Annotated in this window: 24 protein-coding genes; 13 read left to right on the top strand and 11 right to left on the bottom strand. The window is 64.2% G+C overall.

Going from position 1 to position 23,163, the window contains the following annotated elements:
* Positions 1 to 11: 11 nt before the first annotated feature.
* The gene (locus GGD67_RS25455; RefSeq protein ID WP_179736639.1) at positions 12 to 410 is read right to left on the bottom strand and encodes a RidA family protein; all 399 of its coding nucleotides are present in this window, start codon (positions 408 to 410) and stop codon (positions 12 to 14) included.
* Positions 411 to 562: 152 nt separating this feature from the next.
* Here GGD67_RS25455 and GGD67_RS25450 point away from each other — a divergent pair, with 152 nt between their 5' ends.
* Together GGD67_RS25450 and GGD67_RS25445 are read left to right on the top strand one after the other, a co-directional pair.
* The gene (locus GGD67_RS25450) at positions 563 to 1,438 is read left to right on the top strand and encodes a DMT family transporter (RefSeq protein ID WP_179736636.1); all 876 of its coding nucleotides are present in this window, start codon (positions 563 to 565) and stop codon (positions 1,436 to 1,438) included.
* Between the two features lie 201 nt (positions 1,439 to 1,639).
* The gene (locus GGD67_RS25445; RefSeq protein ID WP_179736634.1) at positions 1,640 to 3,073 is read left to right on the top strand and encodes a caspase family protein; all 1,434 of its coding nucleotides are present in this window, start codon (positions 1,640 to 1,642) and stop codon (positions 3,071 to 3,073) included.
* A gap of 95 nt (positions 3,074 to 3,168) precedes the next feature.
* On the opposite strand, the gene GGD67_RS25440 is transcribed toward GGD67_RS25445, so the two are convergent.
* On the bottom strand, positions 3,169 to 3,411 hold the full coding sequence (locus tag GGD67_RS25440) for a BrnA antitoxin family protein (protein ID WP_092257940.1): 243 nt from the start codon (positions 3,409 to 3,411) through the stop codon (positions 3,169 to 3,171).
* A 3-nt stretch (positions 3,412 to 3,414) separates the two neighbouring features.
* Positions 3,415 to 4,392, bottom strand: coding sequence for a cysteine synthase A (gene cysK / locus GGD67_RS25435; RefSeq protein ID WP_179736632.1), 978 nt, complete (start codon positions 4,390 to 4,392; stop codon positions 3,415 to 3,417).
* A gap of 221 nt (positions 4,393 to 4,613) precedes the next feature.
* Between cysK and GGD67_RS25430 the strand changes: the two genes are divergently transcribed.
* Positions 4,614 to 4,832: a hypothetical protein gene (locus tag GGD67_RS25430; protein WP_018317928.1), complete on the top strand. Its 219-nt coding sequence runs from the start codon at positions 4,614 to 4,616 to the stop codon at positions 4,830 to 4,832.
* A 15-nt stretch (positions 4,833 to 4,847) separates the two neighbouring features.
* On the opposite strand, the gene tgt is transcribed toward GGD67_RS25430, so the two are convergent.
* Positions 4,848 to 5,993 carry a tRNA guanosine(34) transglycosylase Tgt gene (gene tgt, locus GGD67_RS25425; RefSeq protein ID WP_179736631.1) on the bottom strand — a complete coding sequence of 382 codons (1,146 nt, stop codon included), beginning with the start codon at positions 5,991 to 5,993 and terminating at the stop codon, positions 4,848 to 4,850.
* Positions 5,994 to 6,208: 215 nt separating this feature from the next.
* On the opposite strand from tgt, the gene GGD67_RS25420 reads away from it, so the two are divergent.
* The 4 genes from GGD67_RS25420 (at position 6,209) to GGD67_RS25405 (ending at position 10,409) form a co-directional block, all read left to right on the top strand.
* Positions 6,209 to 7,393, top strand: a complete 1,185-nt coding sequence (locus tag GGD67_RS25420; protein WP_409411369.1) for a patatin-like phospholipase family protein — start codon at positions 6,209 to 6,211, stop codon at positions 7,391 to 7,393.
* A gap of 136 nt (positions 7,394 to 7,529) precedes the next feature.
* Positions 7,530 to 8,276 (top strand): TetR/AcrR family transcriptional regulator, encoded by a 747-nt coding sequence (locus GGD67_RS25415; protein WP_179736627.1) that lies wholly within the window; start codon positions 7,530 to 7,532, stop codon positions 8,274 to 8,276.
* 251 nt (positions 8,277 to 8,527) lie between these two features.
* Complete coding sequence (locus GGD67_RS25410) at positions 8,528 to 9,130, top strand: PepSY domain-containing protein (RefSeq protein WP_179736625.1); 603 nt, start codon at positions 8,528 to 8,530, stop codon at positions 9,128 to 9,130.
* A 241-nt stretch (positions 9,131 to 9,371) separates the two neighbouring features.
* Positions 9,372 to 10,409, top strand: a complete 1,038-nt coding sequence (locus GGD67_RS25405) for an aspartate-semialdehyde dehydrogenase (protein WP_179736623.1) — start codon at positions 9,372 to 9,374, stop codon at positions 10,407 to 10,409.
* Positions 10,410 to 10,535: 126 nt separating this feature from the next.
* Here the strand turns inward: GGD67_RS25405 and queA are convergent, their stop codons facing one another.
* The 5 genes from queA to coaD form a co-directional block, all read right to left on the bottom strand.
* A complete protein-coding gene (queA, locus tag GGD67_RS25400; RefSeq protein WP_179736621.1) occupies positions 10,536 to 11,609 on the bottom strand; it encodes a tRNA preQ1(34) S-adenosylmethionine ribosyltransferase-isomerase QueA in 1,074 nt (357 codons plus the stop codon).
* Positions 11,610 to 11,754: 145 nt separating this feature from the next.
* On the bottom strand, positions 11,755 to 12,219 hold the full coding sequence (locus tag GGD67_RS25395) for a peptidylprolyl isomerase (protein ID WP_018317921.1): 465 nt from the start codon (positions 12,217 to 12,219) through the stop codon (positions 11,755 to 11,757).
* Positions 12,216 to 12,638 (bottom strand): hypothetical protein, encoded by a 423-nt coding sequence (locus GGD67_RS25390; RefSeq protein WP_018317920.1) that lies wholly within the window; start codon positions 12,636 to 12,638, stop codon positions 12,216 to 12,218. The genes GGD67_RS25395 and GGD67_RS25390 overlap by 4 nt, the downstream gene beginning before the upstream one ends.
* A 9-nt stretch (positions 12,639 to 12,647) precedes the next feature.
* The gene (locus GGD67_RS25385; protein WP_018317919.1) at positions 12,648 to 13,211 is read right to left on the bottom strand and encodes a peptidylprolyl isomerase; all 564 of its coding nucleotides are present in this window, start codon (positions 13,209 to 13,211) and stop codon (positions 12,648 to 12,650) included.
* 35 nt (positions 13,212 to 13,246) lie between these two features.
* Positions 13,247 to 13,744, bottom strand: coding sequence for a pantetheine-phosphate adenylyltransferase (gene coaD, locus GGD67_RS25380; protein WP_018317918.1), 498 nt, complete (start codon positions 13,742 to 13,744; stop codon positions 13,247 to 13,249).
* Here coaD and GGD67_RS25375 point away from each other — a divergent pair.
* From GGD67_RS25375 to GGD67_RS25360, 4 genes are all read left to right on the top strand, one after another.
* Positions 13,734 to 13,958 carry a hypothetical protein gene (locus tag GGD67_RS25375; protein ID WP_179736619.1) on the top strand — a complete coding sequence of 75 codons (225 nt, stop codon included), beginning with the start codon at positions 13,734 to 13,736 and terminating at the stop codon, positions 13,956 to 13,958. The two genes, coaD and GGD67_RS25375, sit on opposite strands and share 11 nt — an antisense overlap.
* A gap of 47 nt (positions 13,959 to 14,005) precedes the next feature.
* On the top strand, positions 14,006 to 14,263 hold the full coding sequence (locus tag GGD67_RS25370) for a hypothetical protein (protein WP_092257914.1): 258 nt from the start codon (positions 14,006 to 14,008) through the stop codon (positions 14,261 to 14,263).
* 174 nt (positions 14,264 to 14,437) lie between these two features.
* Positions 14,438 to 16,291, top strand: coding sequence for a potassium transporter Kup (locus tag GGD67_RS25365; RefSeq protein WP_179736794.1), 1,854 nt, complete (start codon positions 14,438 to 14,440; stop codon positions 16,289 to 16,291).
* A 110-nt stretch (positions 16,292 to 16,401) separates the two neighbouring features.
* Positions 16,402 to 17,367, top strand: a complete 966-nt coding sequence (locus GGD67_RS25360) for a phosphotransferase family protein (protein ID WP_179736617.1) — start codon at positions 16,402 to 16,404, stop codon at positions 17,365 to 17,367.
* Between the two features lie 9 nt (positions 17,368 to 17,376).
* Here the strand turns inward: GGD67_RS25360 and gyrA are convergent, their stop codons facing one another.
* Entirely contained in the window at positions 17,377 to 20,115 is a 2,739-nt protein-coding gene (gene gyrA, locus GGD67_RS25355) for a DNA gyrase subunit A (protein WP_179736615.1), read from the bottom strand.
* A 357-nt stretch (positions 20,116 to 20,472) separates the two neighbouring features.
* On the bottom strand, positions 20,473 to 20,970 hold the full coding sequence (locus tag GGD67_RS25350; protein WP_018317913.1) for a single-stranded DNA-binding protein: 498 nt from the start codon (positions 20,968 to 20,970) through the stop codon (positions 20,473 to 20,475).
* A gap of 448 nt (positions 20,971 to 21,418) precedes the next feature.
* Here GGD67_RS25350 and GGD67_RS25345 point away from each other — a divergent pair, with 448 nt between their 5' ends.
* The gene (locus tag GGD67_RS25345; protein WP_179736613.1) at positions 21,419 to 22,168 is read left to right on the top strand and encodes an outer membrane protein; all 750 of its coding nucleotides are present in this window, start codon (positions 21,419 to 21,421) and stop codon (positions 22,166 to 22,168) included.
* A 235-nt stretch (positions 22,169 to 22,403) separates the two neighbouring features.
* The gene (locus GGD67_RS25340) at positions 22,404 to 23,078 is read left to right on the top strand and encodes an outer membrane protein (protein WP_018317911.1); all 675 of its coding nucleotides are present in this window, start codon (positions 22,404 to 22,406) and stop codon (positions 23,076 to 23,078) included.
* Positions 23,079 to 23,163 lie beyond the last annotated feature (85 nt).

Genomic DNA, 23,163 nt, shown 5'->3' with positions numbered 1-23,163 from the left:
GGTCGACTTTTTTATGCGCCGGGCACGAACGCCGTGACCTCGATCTCGACCTTGGCCCGCTCGTCCACGAGGCCACCGATATAGAGCAGCGTCGAAGGCGGGAAATTGCGTCCGAGCGTTTCCTTCCAGGCGGCGCCGATGCCGGCACCGGCTGCTTCATATTCGCTGCGGCTGGTCAGGTACCAGGTCAGGCGGACGATGTGCTCGGGGCCGGCGCCGGCCTCGGCCAGAAGCTTGATGATCCGCTTCAGCGCGGCTGCGACCTGCGCGGCCATGTCGGGCGCGTAATTGCCGGCCTCGTCGCCGCCGGTCTGGCCGGCCAAAACCACCCAGCGGCCAGGGCCTTCCGCCACAATGCCGTGAGAGAAGCCGCGCGGTTTTTTCCATTCGGCCGGCTGCAGGATCTGCATGAGCTGAGTTCTCCCATTTTTTGTCGTTGTTCGTTGATGCCTTAGCACGTTGCGGTGCATCGCTGCATCCGCAGATTTGGCCGTTGCAAACGGCGGCGATGTCGTCGATACCGGCCGTCCTTTCACATTCCATCCACCAGCACCCTGCCTCAATGAGCGCGACACCGTCCAAAACGATGGCTGCATTGTGGATGGCCGGCTGGCTGTCGCTGATGCTGGTCATGGCGGTTGCCGGGCGCGAGACCACGCGGGAGCTCAACGTCTTCCAGATTATGGAAGTGCGTTCGGTGATCGGTCTCACGCTGCTCCTGCCGCTCATCTACCGCGCCGGCGGCTTCAAGGCGGTCGCGACCAAACGCCTGCCGCAGCACCTTGCACGCAATGGGGTCCATTATTTCGCGCAGCTCGGCTGGTTCTACGCACTGACGCTGATCGGAATCGGGCAGGTGGTGGCGATCGAGTTCACCATGCCGATCTGGACTGCGGTGTTGGCCGCAACGTTCCTGTCTGAACGCATGACGATTTGGAAGATCGCCGCCGTCGTGCTCGGCATCGTCGGCGTCGTCATGATCGTGCGACCCGCCACCAGCGAGATCAATCCGGGCCAACTGATCGCGCTCGGGGCTGCAATCGGCTTCAGCGTCTCGATGATCCTGGCGAAGTCGCTGACTCGGACCGAGAGCGCCTTGTCGATCCTGTTCTGGATGATCATCGTGCAGATGGTCGTGGGCCTGCTGCCGACGTTCGCCGTCTGGACCTGGCCGTCAGCCTATCTTTGGGGATGGCTGTTCGTCATCGGCGTCTGCGGCACTTTCTCGCACTATTGCCTTGCCAGCGCGCTCCGACATGCCGACGCGACGATCGTGGTTCCCATGGACTTCCTCCGGGTTCCACTGACTGCGACGGCCGGCTGGCTGCTGTATTCCGAGCGGCTCGACGCCTGGACCGTGCTCGGCGCTGTGCTGATCCTGTGTGGCAATCTGCTGAATTTGAAGCCGGCCTCAGCGGTTCCCGCCCGCGCGCCGTGAACCTCGCGCTGCCTCGCGCGACAAAACAAAGTGGCCGTGTGATTTGGATCACGTTGGGAATCATTCCCGTCGTGCACATTCGGCCACACAGCAGCGGGTTGCACGCAACGGACCGCCGTTTCGGTGGCGCGAAGTCGGGCACTTCGTGTAGGTTCGTTGCCAATTCGTTGCTGCCTGCAATTCGATTCTGGGGATTTCAGAATGCGCTATCTCACCCTCCTCGCTTCGCTCATGTGCGTGGCACTGTCGGTCAGTGCCGCGAAGGCCGACCGTCGTGTCGCCTTCGTCGTCGGCAACGGCTCCTACAAGAACGTCGCACAATTGCCGAACCCGCCGATCGATGCCAAGGCGATGGCGGCGACGCTGCGCAATGTCGGCTTCGAGGTGATCGAAGGCTCCAATCTCAGCCGCGACCAGATGACGGAGAAGCTGCTCGACTTCGGCCGCAAAGCGCAGGGCTCCGACATCGCGCTGTTCTATTATGCCGGCCACGGCATCGCCGTCAGCGGCACCAATTACCTGCTGCCGGTCGACGCCGACATCAAGTCGGAGATGGACGTCAAGCTGGGCGCCGCCATCAACATCGATCTGACGCTCGAGCAGACCATGGGCGATGCCAAGGTCAAGCTCGTCTTCCTGGATGCCTGCCGCGACAATCCGTTCGCCGCCAAGATCAAGTCGAACTCCGCGACGCGCAGCGTCAACGTGCAGAGCGGTCTTGCCGAGATGAAATCCGGCGAAGGCACCCTCATCGCGTTCGCCACCGGCCCTGGCCAGACCGCGCTCGACGGTCAGGAGGGCAACAACAGCCCTTTCACCCGTGCGCTGATCGACAACATCACCAAGCCCGGCATCGAGATCCAGCAGGCGATGACGTCGGTGCGCGCCCAGGTCAATGAAGAGACCCGCAAGGGTCAGCTGCCCTGGGGCCACACCAACTTGACCGGCTCGGTCTATCTCAACCAGGCTCCGACAACCCAGGTCGCCAACGCGGCGCCGACCGCGTCTGGCATCGTGCCGGCGGCGAGCGGCAGCTCGGACGGCGTCGAGCTCGAATATTGGCGCTCGGTGAAAGAGTCCAACAAGCCGGAAGAGCTCAACGCCTATCTCTCAGCCTATCCGAACGGTCAGTTCAAGGCGCTGGCGCTGGCACGCCTCGCGGCCATCAAGAGCGGCCCGTCGACCGCGACACGCACCCTCAACGCCGGCGTCGATCCCGCGACCTTCACCGACGAGGCCACCCAGCTCACCGAGGATCAGATCGGCCTCGACAAGACCCAGCGCCGCGACGTGCAGCGTCGCCTCACCGGGCTCGGCTTCGACACCAAGCAGACCGGCGTGTTCAGCGATGAGACCCGGACCGTGCTCAAGCGCTGGCAGGCCGCGCGCGGCTATCCCTCATCGGGTTACCTCAACAAGCACCAGCACAAGGCCCTGATCTCGGAGGTCCAGGCCGCCCCGCCGACGGCGAGCGACACCAGCCAGAAGGCGGCCCGCCGTGCTGCCGCGCCCGCAGGCAGCAGCGCACCGGCACCGGCACCGGCTCCCCAGCGCAGCAATCCCGGCGATGCCGCCGGCGCGGCGTTCGTGGGTGGCGTCGTCGGTGGCATGATGGGCGGCATGTTCCGCCGCTGAGATGCGGTGAGATTGAAAACACAAAGGCCCGGCTCACGCCGGGCCTTTTTCTTTGCTGCGACGGCGCTGCCGCATGCTCTCCATTGCGAGGTTGGCTACTTCCCCGCGGCCTTGCGCAACGCCTCGTTGATGCGGTCCTGCCAACCCGGTCCGCCCTCCTGGAAAAACTCCAGCACGTCCTGATCGATGCGCAGCGTCACCTGCTCCCTGATCCCCGGCGCCACGTTCGGCTTCGGCGGCGCCGCGGCGACCTTGGCTGTCACCTTCTTGAATGCCGCCTCGGCCTCGGTCCTGGCATCGCCGAGTGTGCGCGGCCGCCTCGGGGGTTGATCCGCCATGTCCTAGATTCCCTCAAACAGCGCTGTCGAAAGATACCGTTCCGAGAAGGACGGCACGATCGCCAGGATGGTCTTTCCCGCCGCTTCCGGCCGCTTGCCGATCTGGATCGCCGCAGCGATCGCCGCGCCCGAGGAGATGCCGCCTGGAATGCCCTCATGCCGCGCCAGCGCGCGCGAGGTCTCGATCGTCGTCGTCGAGTTGATCTTCACGATCTCGTCGATCACGGCGCGGTCGAGGATGTCGGGAACGAAGCCGGCGCCGATGCCCTGGATCTTGTGCGGCGTATGCTGTCCGCCTGACAGCACCGGGCTTTCCTCCGGCTCGACCGCGACGACGCGAAGTGAGGCCTTGCGCGGCTTGAGCACCTGGCCGACGCCGGTGATCGTGCCGCCGGTGCCAACCCCGGCCACGAAGAAATCGATATTGCCGCCGGTGTCGTTCCAGATCTCCTCTGCGGTGGTGCGGCGGTGCACCTCGGGATTGGCGAGGTTCTTGAACTGCTGCGGCATCACCGAGTTCGGCGTCGTCTTCAACAGCTCCTCGGCGGCGGCTATCGCGCCTTTCATGCCCTGCGCCGCCGGCGTCAGCACCAGCTCGGCACCGAGAAAAGCCAGCATCTTGCGCCGCTCGATCGACATCGATTCCGGCATCACCAGCTTAAGGCGGTAGCCGCGTGAAGCCGCCACGAAGGCGAGCGCGATGCCGGTATTGCCGGAGGTCGGCTCGATCAGCACGGTGTCAGGCTTGACGATTCCCGCCTTCTCCATCGCGATGATCATGGCCGCGCCGATGCGGTCCTTCACGCTCGCGGCCGGATTGAAATATTCAAGTTTTGCCAAAATCGTGGCATTCACATCGTGCATGCCGGGCAGCCGGCGCAAGCGCACGGTCGGCGTATTGCCGAAGGCGTCGACGATCGAGTCATAGATCCGGCCGCGGCCGGGTTGGTGCGCTGCACCCGTGGTGGACGATGCGTCCATGATGAACTCCCTGTGACGACACCTGCGCTTCTTACGCAGCTCATGCGCAGTTACGGATAGCCTGCGACGACACGCAAGCGAGAATGCGGCACATGTTAAATACGCTGCATCGCAAAATCGCGTGAGCTTCAATTAGCAGAAAACCAACGCATTTGTGTTGCGACCTCGTCAACTGATTCTGCTTATGTTAGACTTAGGTCTCAAAGCAGGGAGGTCACACGATGTCAGCAGTTGCTGAAGTGATGCCGACCGTAGCGCTAAGGCGTGATCCGCGTTGCAGCGAGTTGCCGACCTGTCCCGTGTGCGCCGACTCCATGGTCGCCGCCGAAGCATCTGCGTATGTGTCGGACCATTTCATCAGCTATCTCTGGACCTGCGACAATTGCGGCTATGGCTTTGTCACCAAGCACGCCGTCAAGCAGCGGATCGTGTGCAACTGAGCTTGGGCCGTTGATCTAGCGCGGGGCGATATCGCCCCTCGCCCAGTCCGCGCGCGTACGCTGATAGAACTCATCGAATTTTCCGTGTGCGATCGCGTCCCGGATGCCCTGCATCAGGAACTGGTAGTAAGCGATATTGATTTCAGACAGCAGCATCGCCCCCAGCGTCTCGCCCGCCTTGACGAGATGATGCAGATAGGCGCGCGCGCAGTTGCGCGCCGACGGCCATGAGCTCTCCTCATCCAGCGGACGCGGATCGTCGGCGTGGCGGGCATTGCGCAAATTCACCTGGCCGAAGCGGGTGAAGGCGACGCCGTGCCGGCCATTGCGCGTCGGCATCACGCAATCGAACATGTCGATGCCGCGCTTGACGGCTTCGAGGATGTCGTCGGGCGTGCCGACGCCCATCAGATAGCGCGGGCGCTCTTTCGGCAGCAATGGTGCGGTCTCGTCGATCATCGCCAGCATCACCGCCTGCGGCTCGCCGACGGCAAGGCCGCCGATTGCATAGCCGTGGAAGCCGATTGCCACGAGACCTTGCGCGCTCTCGTGGCGAAGCTGCGGGATGTCGCCGCCCTGCACGATGCCGAACAGCATGTAGCCGTCGGGCGCGCTCTCGAAGGCGCGCTTGCTTCGCTCGGCCCAGCGCAGCGACAATTGCATCGCGCGCTCGATGTCGGCGCGCTCGGCCGGCAGCCGCACGCACTCGTCCATCTGCATGGCGATATCGGAGCCGAGCAAGCGCTGCACCTCGATCGAGCGCTCCGGCGACAGCTCGACCTTGGCACCGTCGATATGCGAGCGGAAGGTGACGGCGTTCTCGGTGACCTTCCGCAGGTCCGACAGCGACATCACCTGGAAGCCGCCGGAATCCGTCAGCATCGGCCCGTTCCAGCCGGTGAACTTCTGCAAACCGCCAAGGGCTGCGATCCGCTCGGCGCTTGGACGCAGCATCAGGTGATAGGTGTTGCCGAGCACGATGTCGGCGCCGGCATCGCGCACCTCGCGCCAGTGCATGCCCTTCATGGCGCCGGCGGTGCCGACCGGCATGAAGGCGGGCGTGCGCACCACGCCATGAGGCGTGGTCAGGCGCCCGGTCCGCGCGGCGCCATCAGTGCCGAGCAATTCAAAGTGATTGGGAAGATCATGGTCCGGATTCATGGCCGTGCTTATTGCGTGTCGGAGGAAGCCGATCAACCCGCCCAACCCACACAGTGGCCGGTCACTGCCTCGGACTGGGACATAATCGACGCGAAAAAGTCGTACCGCCGCCCTTGTTAAACAAAACGATACAGTGTAGTTTTATCTTGGGGCTGGACGAGATGCCGCGGCGAATTTGCCGGCGGCGGTAAATGCGTGATCGCCAGCCACCGACAATGCCCTTCGCTTCCTGCTCGACTGACGTCGCCGGCCGCTCGCATGACTGGATCAGGCAGACAGGCGGCCGCCTGGCCGGATTTCTGGTCCTGGCGTGCAGCCTGGTGCTCGGCGCCTGCACCTCGATGCCCCGCACACCTTATACGGCCGCAGAAGCCAGCACATCGCGCGTGCTCGAGATCGATGGCCTCAGGCGCTACGCCGACGAGCCCATCACGAAATTCAGCTTCGAGAAGGACACCAGCACCGCGACGAAGTCCTATCTGGCGCTCTCCGGCGGCGGCGCCGATGGCGCCTACGGCGTCGGCGTGCTCAACGGCTGGACCGCGGCCAGAACCCGCCCCACCTTCTCCGTCGTCTCGGGCGTGAGCACCGGCGGCCTGATCGCGCCCTTCGCGTTTCTGGGCTCGCTATACGACGATACGCTGAAGGAGGTCTATACCAGCGGCATCGCCGAGACCCTGTTGAACGATCCCAGCATCATGCGCGTGCTGTTCGGATCCGGCCTGTTCGGCAACACGAGGCTGCGCGAGCTCGTCGCCCGCTATGTCGGGCCGGAGATCATGGCGCAAGTCGCGCGCGAGAATGCCAAGGGCCGAAAGCTCCTGGTGGTGACGACCGATCTCGACACCCAGCGCACCGCGATCTGGGACATGGGCAAGATCGCCGCGGTCGGCACGCCCGAGGCGCTCAAACTTTTTCGCGACGTGATGGCGGCCTCCGCCAGCATCCCCCTTGTGTTTCCGCCGATCATGATCGACGCCGAGGGCCAGGGCCGCAAGTTTCAGGAGATGCATGTCGATGGCGGCGTGACCGCGCCGCTGCTGACGCTGCCGGAAGCCCTGCTTTTCCAGGGCAACCGTCTGCCCGGCAACGCGAAGATGGACATCTACATCCTCGTCAACAAGAAGATCGAACGCAATTTCGAGCTGGTCTCCAACGGCACCATTGATGTCGCCTCGCGCAGCCTGTCGGCGATCACCCAGTCGCAGACGCGCTCGATCATCTTCTCGACCTATGATTTCGCCAAGCGCAACCGTCTCGGCTTCCACCTCTCCTACATCGCGCGCGAGTATCCGGCGCCGCCTTCGGAAGGGTTCGACACCGCCTATATGCGGGCGCTCTATCAGTACGGATATGACAAGGCCGCTGCCGGTCAGGCCTGGAGCTCGACGGTGCCGTGAGCTTCCCGAGACGGAACGAGGCCCTGCCGAAACCGTTGACGATACGGCCAATTCGGCCAGATTCGCGATGACGCCTCCCCTCCTGCGCGATATAGAGCGAATGACGACTGTCAGAAACGCGCAGGAATCATTGGGCATGGGATTGACTGCGACCAGGACGAGACCAGCAGCGCCGCGGCGCGAGGTGCCGAAATCCCGCGGCGGCCGGCCGACGAAGACCGCCGCCATCGAGCGCGACCAGCGGCTGATCGAGGTCGCCACCCGCCTGTTCCTGGACCGCGGCTTCGACGCCACCTCGCTCGACGCGGTCGCGGAAGCGGCCCGAGTCAGCAAGCCCACCGTTTATTCCCGCTACGGCGACAAGCGCGGCCTGTTTGCCGCCGTGCTGAGGCGCGAGATTGCGCGCTGGCTTGCGCCATTGTCGGCCGCCGCCGAGACGCAACTCTCCAGCGCCTCCGACATCTCGGTCGAGCAGCGCCTGGTGGAGATCGGGCGCGAGATGCTGACATTCACCTGCGGACCCGACGCCGTCGCCTTCAGCCGCATGATGACGTCGCAGGCCATCAACTTCCCCGACGTTGCCAAGCTCGGCAAGGAGGAAGGCTGGATGAAAGCCGTCGCCACCACGGCGCGCTTCTTCGACCGTCTGGTGGCGCAAGGCGCGCTCGACGTCGAGGACACCAACATTGCAGCCGAGGTGTTTCTCGACGTGGTCGTCGGTCACACCCACCGTATGGCGACCTTCGGAACGGCCCTCGAGATGAAGGCCGCCGAGAAGCGCATGCGCGCGGCGATCAAGCTGTTCCTGGCCGGCGCGCTGGGACCTGCCGACCGCGCCCAGGACACCAAGGGCAGCACGCAGCGCCGCCGCCCCTCCCGCTGACAATTCCGTGAGCGCGCGATCTATCCCCACGGGGGTGAGGCCGGCGGCATTGACCAAAATAAAACGATACGGTATGGTTTAGTTATAAGGCGATACGGACCGCTTTTTCACCAGCCCCAAAGAGGTCCGTATCGCTTCGATCGCCGCGGCGGGTACAGCCCGTCACGACGCTCCGCGGCCGACCGATGCCCAAGGTCGGCCGCGTCTTCTTTCGGATGATCAGGCCCGCTCGCCGGCCAGAGGTTTCGAGCATGAAGACAACTGAACGACATATCTCGCGATTGCTTGCGATCGCCCTCTCCGCGCTGCTCCTCGCCGCGCCTGCGCGAGCGATCGTGACCGCGGGTACGCCGACCGCCCTTCACAGCGACACAGATGGTGATGCCGAGGCCGACCGCCAAGCCGTCAGCCGCGAGATCGAGCGCTTCCGCAGCTCGTCGATCTCGATCAGCCAGGCCATGTCGATCGCCGAAGCCCGGCACGCCGGCGCCACCACGGCGGATGTGAGTTTCGACGGGGCCGCCCGCGTGCCGGTGTATCGGGTGAAGACCCTGCACAACGACCGGATCTGGCGCCATACCATCAATGCATCGACCGGCGAGCTCGTCGGCGGCGAAGCCGCCCTCCCCCTCACTGAGCTCGACCACGAGGATCGCGACAACCTCGCAGCGCTCGGTGCGATCAGGCACCGCCTCGCCGATGCTGTCCGCGTCGCCGAACGCGCCGCCTCGGGCAAGGCGATCAGCGGCGGCTTGGTGCGCGAACGCGGCCGGCTCAACTTTTCGATCGTCGTCGTCAGCGGCGACGACCTCAAGGAGGTCACCCTCGAGCCGCCGGGCGCCAGGGCGAAATAACGGGAGTTCGGCCCCGGCATCGACCGGGGTGAAAAGCCATTGACGACCGCAAAACTCTCCCGCATAAGTCGCCGCCATGTTCACGACCACCAAACGCACGACCAAAACCACCACGGCCTCAGGGGCCCGGGGAGGCGTGCGCGCGTAGTCGTCGACTAAAACGCATCAGCTCTACGGCAAGCCCCGCCCTCGTTGGTCCGGGGCTTTTTTGTTGCCTAAATCTCAGCTCAACCGAAATGCAATGGAGGACAAAATGAGTAACGATCCCGTCGTCGCGATTGTCGGCGTCACCGGTGCAGTGGGCGCCGAATTCATCGCCACCATGGACAAGCGCGGCTTTCGCGTCGGCAAGCTCAAGGCGCTGGCCAGTGCCCGCTCGGCCGGCAAGACAGTGTCGTTCCGCGGCCAGCCGGTCGTGATCGAGGAGCTCAACGAGCGCTCCTTCGAAGGCGTCGATATCGCCCTGTTCTCCGCTGGCGGCAGCATCTCCAAGAAGTTTGCGCCGATCGCGGTGAAGTCCGGCGCGGTCGTGGTCGACAATTCCTCCGCCTTCCGCATGGATCCGAACGTGCCGCTGGTGATCCCCGAGATCAACGCGAACCGCATCCGCGACCACAAGGGCATCATCGCCAATCCGAACTGCGCCGCGATCACCGCGCTGGTGCCGCTGTGGCCGATCCATCAGACGAACCGCATCAAGCGCGTCATCATCTCGACCTACCAGGCCGCTTCCGGCGCCGGCGCGGCCGCGATGGAGGAGCTGGTCGAATCCACCCGCGCCAATCTCAACGGGCAGGTCTATACGCCGAAGGTGATGCCGCACCCCTACGCCTTCAACCTCTTCAACCACAACACCGCCGTCGACCCTGACACCGGCTACAACGACGAAGAGACCAAGGTCATCAAGGAGACCCGCAAGATCTTCGAGGACGAGAGGATCGCGATCGGCGTCACCTGCGTGCGCGTGCCGGTGCTGCGCGCGCATTGCGAGGCCATCACCTTCGAATGCGAGAACGAGATCACCGAGGACCAGGTCCGCGCCATCATGGCCCGGGCGCCCGGCGTGAAGGTGGTCGACGACCGCGTCAAGAACTACTTCCCGATGCCGATCGACGCCTCGGGCCAGGACGACGTCCTGGTCGGCCGCATCCGCAAGGACCTCAGCGATCCCTCCGGGCATTCGATCTCGATGTTCGTGGCGGCGGATCAGCTGCTCAAGGGCGCTGCGCTGAATGCGGTTCAGATCGCGGAGCTGCTGCCGCAGCGGGTGATGGCGTAGTCGATGTCCTAGCAACTGGTATCGTGGGGTGGGCAAAGGCGCGCAAGCGCCGTGCCCACCGTTCTTCTCCGCATTCAAGAAAGACGTGGGCACGCTTCGCTTTGCCCACCCTACAGCGCCAGCGCTTTAGCCGCGCGACCTGAAGAGCAAGCACGCATCGCCATACGAATAAAACCGATACCCGCTCGCAATCGCATGCGCGTAGGCCTGCTTCATCGTCTCCAGCCCCGAAAACGCCGACACCAGCATGAACAGCGTCGATTTCGGCAAATGGAAATTGGTCATCAGGATATCGACCGCGCGAAAGCGATAGCCGGGGGTGATGAAGATCGAGGTCTCGGCAGCGAACGGCTGGATGGTGCCGTCTTCGCTCGCGGCGCTCTCGAGCAAGCGCAATGACGTGGTGCCGACGGCTATGATACGGCCGCCGTTCTTTCGTGCCGCGTTGAGCTGCTCCGCCGTCTCGGCGGAGATCGTGCCCCACTCCGCATGCATCTTGTGGCCTTCGGTGTCGTCCACCTTCACCGGCAAAAACGTCCCTGCCCCGACATGCAGCGTGACCTGGTTGACGCCGACGCCGCACGCGCGCAGCGCCTGCTCCAGCGCCGGGGTGAAGTGCAGGCCCGCGGTGGGCGCTGCGACCGCGCCTTCGTTCACGGCGAACATGGTCTGGTAGTCGGCGAGATCCTGATCGTCGGGCGTGCGCTTGGAGGCGATGTAGGGCGGCAGCGGCGGACTGCCGAGATCGGCGATGGCCTGATCCAGCGCCGGGCCGTGGAACGAGAACGACAACGTGACCTCGCCCTCGAGGCCCTTGGCCTCGACCTCGGCATCGAGATGGCCGAGCAGGCAGACCTTGCCTTCATTGCCGAAGCGGATGCGGTCGCCGGCGACAAGCTTCTTCGCGGGCTTCACCAGCGCCTGCCAGCGCGAGCCGTCGAGCCGCTTGATCAGCGTCGCCTCAATTCTGGGCTCGGTCTCGCGGCCGATGCGGCGGCCCTTCAATTGCGCCGCGATCACCTTGGTGTCGTTGACGACGAGCTGGTCGCCCGGCTTCAGCCATTGTGCGAGATCGGCGATGGTCTGGTCGCGCAGCGCGCCGTTCTCCACGACCAGCATCTTCGCGGAGTCGCGCGGACTCGCCGGGCGCAACGCGATGCGCTCGGCGGGCAGGTCGAAATCGAACAGGTCGGTGCGCATGTCGGGCTCAGCGCCGTGCAGTCACTTCTCATCCTGAGGAGGATGAAGGCCCGGCTGCATCAGCTCGGCCTTCAAGATTCGCTCGGCGATGCAAAGCATCGTCCGTAGACGGCGCTTCGCGCCTCCTCACCATGAGGGGAAGTGCTTACTCAGCGTCGGCCGCCATCCGCGCCTTGACGATCTTGTCGGGGTTCTGCACCGGCTCGCCGCGCTTGATCTTGTCGACGTTCTCCATGCCCTCGGTGACCTTGCCCCACACGGTGTACTGGTTGTCGAGGAAGCGGGCGTCGTCGAAGCAGATGAAGAACTGGCTGTCGCCGGAATCCGGGTTGGCGGCGCGTGCCATCGAGGTGGTGCCGCGCACATGCGGCTCCTTGTTGAACTCGGCCTTCAACTTCTTGCCTGAGCCGCCGGTGCCGGTGCCCTGCGGGCAGCCGGTCTGCGCCATGAAGCCGTCGATCACGCGGTGGAACACGATTCCGTCGTAGAAGCCCTCCCGGACCAGCTCCTTGATACGCGCGACATGACCGGGCGCGAGGTCGGGCCGCATCTCGATGGTGACCGGGCCCTGGGTGGTCTCGAGGATCAGGGTGTTTTCGGTGGCGCTCATGCTCGTCTCTCTTGCGTTGGAGGTGAAGTCTTGTCAGGCGTTTTGCGGCTGCGGAACTGGATCGCGAATGGTCGCCCCGCGGCGGCGCCGGCCATTGCATCGGTAAATGGCATCGGCGTGCAGCGTTGCAACGCCTCCATCACCGCGATCCGGTATTGCAGCCGGTCATTGTCGGAGGCCTCCGCGGATTCATAGGAGATCCTCGGATGGCCCAGAATGTCGCCGGACCGGTTAAAGCTCACGACGACGGTGATGTCGAGTGGGCGAGCCTTGGCGGCCGGCGGCGGTTTCCAGCAGGTGCGCAGGTGCCGGAAGATATCCTGGATGGTATTGACCTGCCTATCCTCGGCGGCCGCACTGGACACTCCGAGCAACAGCACCGCAGCAACCAGCAGGAGCCTGTCGCCACAACGTGCCATCGCCTTCTCCTATTTGATGTCGGAGGCGACCTGCACCTTCACCATCTTGTCGGGATCGGTCACGGCGCCGCCGGGGGAGCCGGGAGGAGCCTTCTTCAGCTTGTCGACGACCTCCATGCCCTGCACGACCTCGCCGATCACTGTGTACTGGTTATCGAGGCTGCCGCCGTCGGCGAACATGATGAAGAATTGCGAGTTGGCACTGTCGACGCTGTCGCCGCGCCGGGCCATGCCGACGATGCCGCGGGCGAAATGCACCTTGGAGAATTCCTGCTTCAGGTTCGGATATTTCGATCCGCCGGTGCCGTTGAAGTTCTGGCCGTCGCCGGTCTGCGCCATGAAGCCGTCCATGACACGATGGAACGGCACGTTGTTGTAGTAGCCCTCACGCGCGAGCTGCTTGATGCGCTCGGCATGCTGGGGCGCGATATCGGTGCGCAGCTTGATGACGATGCGGCCTTTGGTGGTGTCGATGACGATGGCGTTGGCCTTGTCGAGATTGGCCGGCAATTGCTGCGCCACCGCCGGCACCGCGAACAGAAGCGCGGCAAGAACTGCGAGAATTCGGATCATGACAACTCCGGATCAGAGAGAAAGGAAGCGCGCCGTTATGCGGCGAATTTTGCCTTGAGCTGGGCCGCAACCTGCGGCGGGACGAAGGCCGAGACGTCCCCGCCCATGCCGGCGATCTGGCGCACCAAAGTGGCGGTGATCGGGCGAACCATGGGAGAGGCCGGCAGGAAGACCGTATGCACCTCCGGCGCCATCGCCTCGTTCATGCCGGCGAGCTGCATCTCGTAGTCGAGATCGCTGCCGTCACGCAGGCCCCGAATCATGATCGTCGCACCATGCTTGCGCGCCGCCGTCACCGACAAATCATCAAACGTCACAGCTTCGAGCACGCAGCCGGCCTTGGCGGCCAGCGGCCCGCAGACGTCATGGAGCATCTGCAGCCGCTCCTCGGTCGAGAACAGCGGCTTCTTGCCGGGGTGGACCCCAATCGCAACCACGAGCCGGTCGCACAGGGAGACGCTGTGCCGGACCACGTCCAGATGGCCGTTGGTGATGGGGTCGAAGGAACCGGGATAGAAGGCAATGCGCGGCATGGCCCCGTCCTACCGCGCCCGGCCCGGCCCGGCAAGCCGGGCCGGTTCCCCAGCCATTTTCCGGCGAAATATCCCGCCGGCCCTGTCGGCGATGGCCGGTTTGTTTCGTCCTGAGGGCGACCACGAAACAAAGCGGCGCGGATACGAAACCATTTCCCGTGCCGGCGAAGACGTCCGGAAACTGGCCATGGTTACTAATCCGGCCAACGAATGACGGGCCGCACACTGGGCGTAGGCGGCCGCATCACAGGGGACTGTCAAATGATCAAGACTCTTTCAGCGATCGCTCTGTCTGCGTGTGTCGCCGCCGCCCTTACCCTCCTGCCCGGCTTTGCCCCGAGCGTCGAGGCCAGCGTGCCGCAGCCGCTGGCCAAGAGCGACCGGCTCGATATCCGCGCCATCGGCAAGGACTGCTCGCAGCAGGCCTGGCCGAATTTCGAGGCCTCCTGCCTGCGCAAGGCCGGCACCAAGGCGAATGTCCGCGAGGCTCGCCTCGTAACCGCCAACCGCACCCCGTAGGCCTGTCAGCTTCACGTCACATAATCCCGATGGAGTTTTGCGACGTCTCGTCGCAGACTGCGTTGCTCGCGCCCGCCGGAATGGCCCGTCGGGCGCGATCCTATCGGGGGGTCGCCGTTGCCCAGTACGCCCGCTGTCGTTTCCGGCCACCATCCTGATCCGCTACCGCTTGCCATGACCATGGGCGCCCTCGGGGTGGTCTATGGCGATATCGGTACCAGCCCGCTCTATGCCCTGAAGGAAGCCGCCAAGGCGGCTGCCCATGGCGGCACACTCAGTCACGATGCTGTCCTGGGGATTGCCTCGCTGATCCTCTGGGCCCTGCTGCTGATCATCTCCCTGAAATATGCGCTGTTGATCCTGCGCGCGGACAATCGGGGCGAAGGCGGCATCGTCGCGCTGCTGGCGCTGCTCCATGCCCGCCACGCCCAGCCAGGCACATGGCGCGCCCATCTCCTGGTGGTCGGGCTCGTCGGCGCTGCGCTGCTCTATGGCGACGGCGCGATCACGCCGGCCATCTCGGTGCTCTCAGCCATCGAGGGCCTCAAGGTCGACGCCCCCTCGCTTGCGCCGGCCGTGGTGCCCGTGACCGTCGCCATCCTGATCGGCCTGTTCATGATGCAGAAGCAGGGCACCGGCTTCATCGGCCGCATCTTCGGGCCTGTGATGCTGGCCTGGTTCGTCGTGCTCGCGGCGCTCGGCATCCACGGCATCGTCAAGGCGCCGGCGGTGCTGGTGGCGCTCAGCCCGCTCTATGCCTTCGACTTCCTGATCCACCAGGATTTCCACATCTCGTTCGGAATTCTCGGCGCGGCCTTTCTCGCGGTGACCGGCGGCGAGGCCATGTATGCCGACATGGGACATTTCGGCCGCCTGCCGATCCGCCTCGCCTGGTTCGCCATCTGCCTGCCCGCGCTGGTGCTGAATTATTTCGGCCAGGCTGCTCTCCTGATCACCGATCCCACGATGATCGAAAATCCGTTCTTCCAGCTCTGCCCCGACTCCCTGCACTATCTGCTGGTCGCATTCTCGACGGTCGCGACCGTGATCGCCTCGCAGGCGATTATCTCCGGCGTGTTCTCGCTGACCCAGCAGTCGATCCAGCTCGGCTTCCTGCCGCGCATGCTGATCCGTCACACCACGAGCCACGCGATCGGCCAGATCTACGTGCCGCTGGTGAACTGGCTGCTTGCAGCTGCGACGCTCGGGGCAGTCCTGAGCTTCGGCACGTCGGACGCGCTTGCCGGCGCCTACGGCATCGCGGTGTCGCTGCTGATGGCGATCACGACGCTGCTCGCCGCGCTGGTCGCGATCCAGTGGGGCTATTCGCCCTGGCTCGTGGTGGCCGTGAACGGCGCCTTCTTCGTCATCGACGTGATCTTCTTCTCGGCCAACTCGATCAAACTGTTCGAAGGCGGCTGGTTTCCGCTGCTGCTCGCCGGCCTCGTCGCCTTCCTGATGCTGACCTGGCGCGCCGGCGTGAAGCTGGTCGGGGCCGCGAGGGGCCGGCTCCGGCAGCCCGAGGAAGACCTGATCGAGACCGCCGTGAACAAGTGCAGCGCAAGACTGCCCGGGACCGCCGTGTTCCTGGCCTCCGCACCGCGCGGCGTGCCGCTCGCGCTCACCCAGTTCGTCAGGCACAACCGCGTGCTGCACGAGCGCGTGCTGCTGGTCACAGTGCTGATCGAGGAGCTTCCGCACATCGCGGACGAGGAACGCGCCGAGGTGATCGACATCATTCCCGGCATCACCCGCGTGATCCTGCATTACGGCTTCATGCAGAACCCGACGATCTATGAAGGCCTGAATCTCGTCTGCCGCCAGAGCAAGCTGCCCGGCATCGACCTCTCCGACATCACCTATTACGTCGGCCGCGAGACCATCATTCCCAGCGAGGACATTCCCGGCATGTGGGTCTGGCGCGAAGGCGTGTTCGCCTTCCTCCAGCGCAACGCCGAACGATCGGCCGCGTTCTTCGGCGTGCCGACCAAGCAGGTGGTAGAGTTCGGCACGGAGCTGGAGATTTAGGGCATGGCGCGTAGCCCGGATGGAGCGCAGCGCAATCCGGGACTTTTGAGCCTTGCGAGAACCCGGATTTCGCTTCGCTCCATCCAGGATACAAGCCTGACCTTGAAGCCATGACAACCAGTGACGCTCCTTCCTTGAAGCTGAAGCCACGCCTGCCGGTCTCGGCCGATCAGGTGCAAGCGATCATCCGCCGGATATACCCGCAGGCATCGCTGCTCGGCATCACAGAGCTACATGGCGGGGAGATCAGCACCGTGCTCGAGATCGCGCTGGCGGATGCGCGCCCCTGCATCCTCAAGGTCTATCCGGAATCGCTGCAGTGGAAGATGGCGAAGGAGGTCTACGTGCTGGGTCTCCTGCGAAACCTTGGCCCGGCCATTCCAAAAATCCTGCTCGCCGATGACACGCGATCGGTAATCGAGCTGAACTATGTGCTCATGACCAAGTTGGAGGGCGTCGTGCTTGGCCGACGCGCGGCAACGCTGTCGGAGACCGAGCTGTTTGCGATCTACGCCGAGATGGGCGCGACGCTGCGCCGAATCAACGACGTCATGCTCGACAGCTTCGGCTATATCGGCCCCAACGGGGTCTGGACGGCCCATCCGAGCAACCAAGCCTACATGTCGGCGCAGTTCGACCGAAAGCTCAGGGAGTTTCTCACACGCGGCGGCGATCCAGCTTTAGCCGCGCGTCTTCGCGACAGCGTCACGGCACGACAGCAACTGTTCGAGGCAGCAATCACCCCTCGACTGTGCCACTACGATTTCCATGCTGGCAATGTGTTGGTGACGTCGCAGGGCGCACCACGCCTGACGGGCATCGTCGACTTCGAGAACGCGACATCGGGCGATCCGTTGATGGATATCGCGAAGGCGCTGTACTATTTCACGCCGAAGGATGCGCCAAAGCGCGACGGATTGCTCGCCGGCTGTGGTCAGATGGGGCGCCCCGACTGGCAGGAGACGCTCGGTCTCTATCGGCTGTACTGCACGCTGGAGCTCTGGTGCTGGATGGCACAGATCGGCAAGCGAGAGGCGCTTGCCGACCTCACGAGCGAGCTTGCGAACGGCGTGTAGAACGGGGCATCACGCCCCGTTCCCGTTCTCGCCATTCCCGCTCTCGGCCTCTTCGGTGATGTGCTCGACCGAGACGACATGCTCGTCCTCGGCGGTGTCGAACACGATCACGCCTTGCGTCGAGCGGCCGGCGATGCGGATGCCTTCGACCGGGCAGCGGATCAGCTGGCCCTTGTCGGTGACCAGCATGATCTGGTCGGCATCTTCCACCGGGAAGGACGCGACCAGATTGCCGTTGCGGTTGTTGACGCTCATGGCGACGATGCCTTTGCCGCCGCGGCCGGTGGTGCGGTACTCGTAGGACAATGTCCGCTTGCCATAACCGTTGACGGAGACGGTGAGCACGACCTGCTCCTGCGCCGACATCTCGGCGTAACGCTCCTGCGCGAGCTGGAAGCTGCCGGAGGTCTCCTCGGCCTCGGCGTCCGCGGCGGCATCTTCGGCCGCAGCTTCGCCGGCGACGGCGCGGCGCATCTTCAGGTAGGCCGAGCGCTCGTCCGAGGTGGTCTCGACGTGGCGCAGGATCGCCAGCGAGATCACCTTGTCGCCTTCGCCGAGCGCGATTCCGCGCACGCCCATCGAGGTGCGCCCGGTGAACACGCGCACATCAGGAACCGGGAAGCGGATACACTGGCCGCCGGCGGCGGTCAGCAGCACGTCGTCGCGCTCGGTGCAGATCTGCACGTCGACGATCGACTCGCCGTCGTCCAGCTTCATGGCGATGATGCCGGAGCGGCGGACGTCGACGAAGTCTGACAGCTTGTTGCGGCGGACATTGCCGCCTGTCGTGGCGAACATCACGTCGAGCTCGCCCCAGGTGGATTCGTCCTCCGGCAGCGGCATGATGGTGGTGATGCGCTCGCCCTGCTCCAGCGGCAGGATGTTGATCAGCGCCTTGCCGCGCGCGTTCGGCGCGGCCATCGGCAGACGCCAGACCTTCTCCTTGTAGACCTGGCCGCGCGAGGAGAAGAACAGGACCGGCGTGTGCGTGGAAGCCACGAACAGGCGGCTGACGAAATCCTCGTCGCGGGTCTGCATGCCGGCGCGGCCCTTGCCGCCGCGGCGCTGCGCCCGGTAGGCCGACAGCGGCACACGCTTGACGTAGCCGGCGTGGGACACCGTGACGACCATGTCCTCGCGCTGGATCAGGTCCTCGTCCTCGACCTCGCCTTCCTGCTCGATGATGACGGTGCGCCGCGGGGTGGCGAACTCGGCCTTCACTTCGGCAAGCTCGGTCTTGATGATGCCCAGCACGCGCTCGCGCGAGCGCAGGATGTCGAGATAATCGGCAATCTCGCCGGCAAGCTTGTCGAGCTCGTCGCGGATTTCGTCGCGGCCGAGTGCGGTGAGGCGCTGAAGGCGCAGGTCGAGAATGGCCCTCGCCTGCTCCATCGACAGCCGGATCGTGCCGTCCGCGCTGATGCGGTGACGGGGATCGTCGATCAGGGTCAGCATGTCCTCGACGTCCCGGGCCGGCCAGTCGCGCGACATCAGCGTGTCGCGCGCGGTGGTCGGGTCCGGCGAGGTCCGGATCACGCGGATCATCTCGTCGATATTGGCAACCGCGATCGCCAGACCGACCAAAATATGGGCGCGGTCGCGCGCCTTGGCGAGCAGGTACTTGGTGCGCCGCGTGACGACCCGCTCTCGGAAATCGACGAAGATCGCGAGCAGGTCCTTCAGATGCATGATCCGAGGACGGCCGCTGTCGAGCGCAACCATGTTGACGCCGAAGCTGGTCTGCAGCGGCGTGAAACGGTACAGCTGGTTCAGCACCACATCCGGCACGGCGTCGCGCTTCAATTCGATGACGACGCGGTAGCCTTCGCGATCCGATTCATCGCGCAGGTCGCCGATGCCCTCGATCTTCTTTTCCTTCACCAGCTCGGCGATGCGCTCGACCATCGTCGCCTTGTTCACCTGGTAGGGAATCTCGGTGATGATGAGCGCCTCACGCTCCTTGCGGATGGTCTCGATCGCGACCTTGCCGCGCATGACGATCGAGCCGCGGCCGAGGTGATAGGCGGAGCGGATGCCCTGCCGTCCGAGAATGACGCCGCCGGTCGGGAAATCCGGTCCGGGCACGATGTTGATGAGCTCGTCGATGGTGAGCGCGGGGTTGTCGATCAGCGCGACGCAGGCGTCGATGACCTCGCCGAGATTGTGCGGCGGGATATTGGTCGCCATGCCGACCGCGATGCCGCCGGCGCCGTTGACGAGAAGGTTCGGGAACTTGGCCGGCAAGACCGACGGCTCGGTCTCGTTGTTGTCGTAGTTCGGCTGGAAGTCGACAGTGTCCTTGTCGATGTCGGCCAGCAGAGCCAGCGCGGCCTTGGTCAGGCGCGCTTCGGTGTAACGATAGGCAGCCGGGGGATCGCCATCGACCGAGCCGAAATTGCCCTGGCCGTCGATCAACGGCACGCGCATCGAGAAGTCCTGCGCCATGCGGACCATGGCGTCGTAAATCGACTGGTCGCCGTGCGGGTGATACTTACCGATGACGTCACCGACCACGCGGGCGGATTTGACGTACTTCTTGTCGGGCGTGTGCCCCTGCTCATTCATCGAGAACAGGATGCGGCGGTGCACCGGCTTCAGACCGTCCCGGGCATCAGGCAGCGCCCGAGCCACGATCACGCTCATGGCGTAGTCGAGATAGGACTTCTTCATCTCCTCGAAGATGGAGACGGGGCGAATATCCGAGGGTTGCCCCGGCTGGTCGCCGGGCTTGTCGTCGTCGTCAGCCAAGGGGAAATCCGGTGAGGTTTTATCTGGGAATCATATAGCGCATCGAGACCCTGATAACCACCCTCGCAGGCTTCAGGGAAGCGCTTTTTCCGCTTATTTTTCCAATAACTTACGGCCTTAAGGGAAGCGTCTCGGAGGGACCCGGAACAGGCCTTCCGAAATCGCCTCTGGGACCCCTTGTCGATCGCGCGCCAACACGCCCTTCGACGCGATTGCGCTGGGCAATCCGAGTTCAACCCAAACATGAAGCGGGCCCGGAAAACCCGAGCCCTTCCTGCCGATTAGTAAGGTTTGCTGACACGAAATGAGAAGGCGCCGCTCAGCCGGCCAGCGCCCCCTCATCGTTCCGGTCCGTGCTCAGAACGGGATGTCGTCGTCCATGTCGCTGTTGCGGCCACCGCCGCCGGCGGCGACGGGACGGCGCGGCGCGCTGCTGACGGGACCAGAGGAGCCGAAATCGCCGCCCGGCTCGTCGCCGAAGCTGCCGCCTCCTCCGCCGCCGCCACGGCCATCGAGCATCGTGAGCGTCGAATTGAAGCCCTGGAGCACGACCTCGGTCGAGTACTTCTCGACGCCGCTCTGGTCGGTCCATTTGCGGGTCTGGAGCGCACCCTCGATGTAAACCTTCGCGCCCTTCTTCAGATATTGCTCGGCGACCTTGCAGAGCCCTTCATTGAAGATCACGACGCGATGCCACTCGGTCTTTTCCTTGCGCTCGCCGCTGTTCTTGTCGCGCCAGGTCTCGGAGGTGGCGATGCTCAGATTCGCGATCGGCCGCCCGTCCTGAGTGCGGCGGATTTCAGGATCCTTGCCGAGATTTCCAACCAGAATGACCTTGTTGACGCTTCCCGCCATCGCCGCTCTCCACTCCGAATGCCACTGAATTTCCTAAGGCCGAGCGCGCTGCCCGCGTTCCTCTGCGCCCTGTTAAGGCGACCCTATACGCTTGCAGGGGCTGATCAGCCCATCACCCCCGAGGTTATCCCCACATATAGCACCGACCGGCGATCCGTTCCAGATTTGTTCCTCCAGAAATCGCCGCCAAATGTGGAGACGCGATGGCATCCAGATGGCGCTGCGATGGCAATCGGGATGGAACCAAATCGGGTTCCCGTGAACGGCAAAAACTACTTAACATTCATTAAGTTAGAGGTAGGTCGATTACATCCAACTGTTGCACTCCGGGCACGGACTCTGCCGCAGAATCGAGCTATCGTCGTGCCTGGAATTGATGCAATGGGCCTCGCGCCTGATCGTCCGCCTTGGGGAACTCAGAGAGGCGGACACGACTGGGGAGATTACAGTGAAGAAGATTTTGTTTGGCTTCGCCGGCGCGGTTGCGCTGACCCTCTCGGCTCCGGCCGGTGCTGCGGATCTCGCAGCGCGTCCCTATACAAAGGCGCCGGTCGCGCCCCCCGCTCCGATCTATACCTGGACCGGCTTCTACCTCGGTGTGCAGGGCGGTGGTGCCTGGGGCCGCAGCGACGAAACCTTCTTTGGCGGTCCGAATACGGCGCTCTTTGCGGGAAGTCAGAACTACGACACCACCGGCGGCTTTGTCGGTGGCGTGGTCGGCTACAACTGGCAGGCGGCCAACTGGGTGTTCGGCATCGAGGGCGACTATCATTGGGCTGACATCAACGGTCGTTCGGCCGAGATCAATGCCGGCCTCGGCGACACCTATTTCACGAGAATCCGCGGCTTCGGCGACATCAAGGGCCGTCTCGGCTACTCGACCGGCCCCGCTCTCTTCTTCGTCAGCGGCGGCGCTGCGGTCGGCGACATTCAGCATCGCTACGATGGCATCCCCGGAAACGTCTTCATCCAGAACAACACCCGCTGGGGTTGGACCGTCGGCGCCGGCGCGGAATACATGTTCGCTCCGAACTGGTCGGCCAAGGTCGAATACAACTATATCGACTTCGGCAAGAGCACGATTCAGTATAGCCCCGTCGTGACCAACCGGTCCGAGTGGACCGATACCGTCCACACGGTCAAGGCAGGCGTGAACTATCACTTCAACTGGGGTGCGCAGGGCGTCGCGCGGTACTGATATCCCTCTGACATCATTGACGTCTAAGGCCGGCCTCGCGCCGGCCTTTTTCGTTTGGCGAGACATGAACGGGGGGCAATAAGTCAGTAACCATCACCTTTTCGACTGCTGTGGCTTTTCGGAGACACAACTTGCGGCTTTAGTGGTGTAAGCACGGCATTAGTTGGGCCGTTGAGTCCGCTGCCCTTCCGGTCAGGAAGGCAACAACAGAAACTGGGACTGGGATTAGTTGAAAATGAAGAAGGTTTTGTTGGCTTCGGCCTGTTTGTTCGCTCTCGCTGCGCCCGCTTCGGCGGCCGACCTCGCAGCCCGCCCCTACACCAAGGCTCCGATCGCTCCGGCGGCTGCCGTCTACAACTGGACCGGCTTCTATCTCGGTATCGTCGGTGGCGGCGCCTGGGAAAACGCTTCCGGCGACCCGAAGATGAAGGGTGGCTTCGTCGGCGGCACCGCCGGCTACAACTGGCAGGCCGGCAACGTCGTGTTCGGCATCGAGGCCGACGGTTCCTGGGCTGACGTCAGCGCCTCGGCGACTGCTCTCGGCATCACCGTGTCGTCCAAGACCGACGCGCTCGGCACCGTCCGCGGCCGCATCGGCTGGGCCGTCAACAACGTGCTGTTCTACGGCACCGGTGGTTACGCCTGGATCGACAACAAGGTCAGCGTCAGCGCGCTCGGCGTGACTGTCTCCGACAGCAAGTTCCACTCGGGCTGGACCGTCGGCGCCGGCGTCGAGGCGTTCTTCGCTCCGCAGTGGTCGGTCAAGGGCGAGTACCTCTATCGCAGCCTCGGCGGCGAGACCTACTTCTCCGGTCTCGGCGCTCCGGTCACCACCGGCACGCTCAACTTCCACACCGTGCAGGTCGGCGTGAACTATCACTTCGGCGCCCCGGTTGTTGCCAAGTACTAAGCTACACTTCAACGCCTCGCGTTACGAAAGGCCGGCCTCGCGCCGGCCTTTTTGTTTTTTGCGCGCCAACCGACTCGCTCGCGTT

Origin of the sequence: Bradyrhizobium sp. IAR9, from assembly GCF_013408065.1 — a bacterium.
Classification (GTDB): Bacteria; Pseudomonadota; Alphaproteobacteria; order Rhizobiales; family Xanthobacteraceae; genus Bradyrhizobium.
Note: the sequence above shows the minus strand (reverse complement) of the source record. Positions and strands in the feature narration are given on the sequence as shown.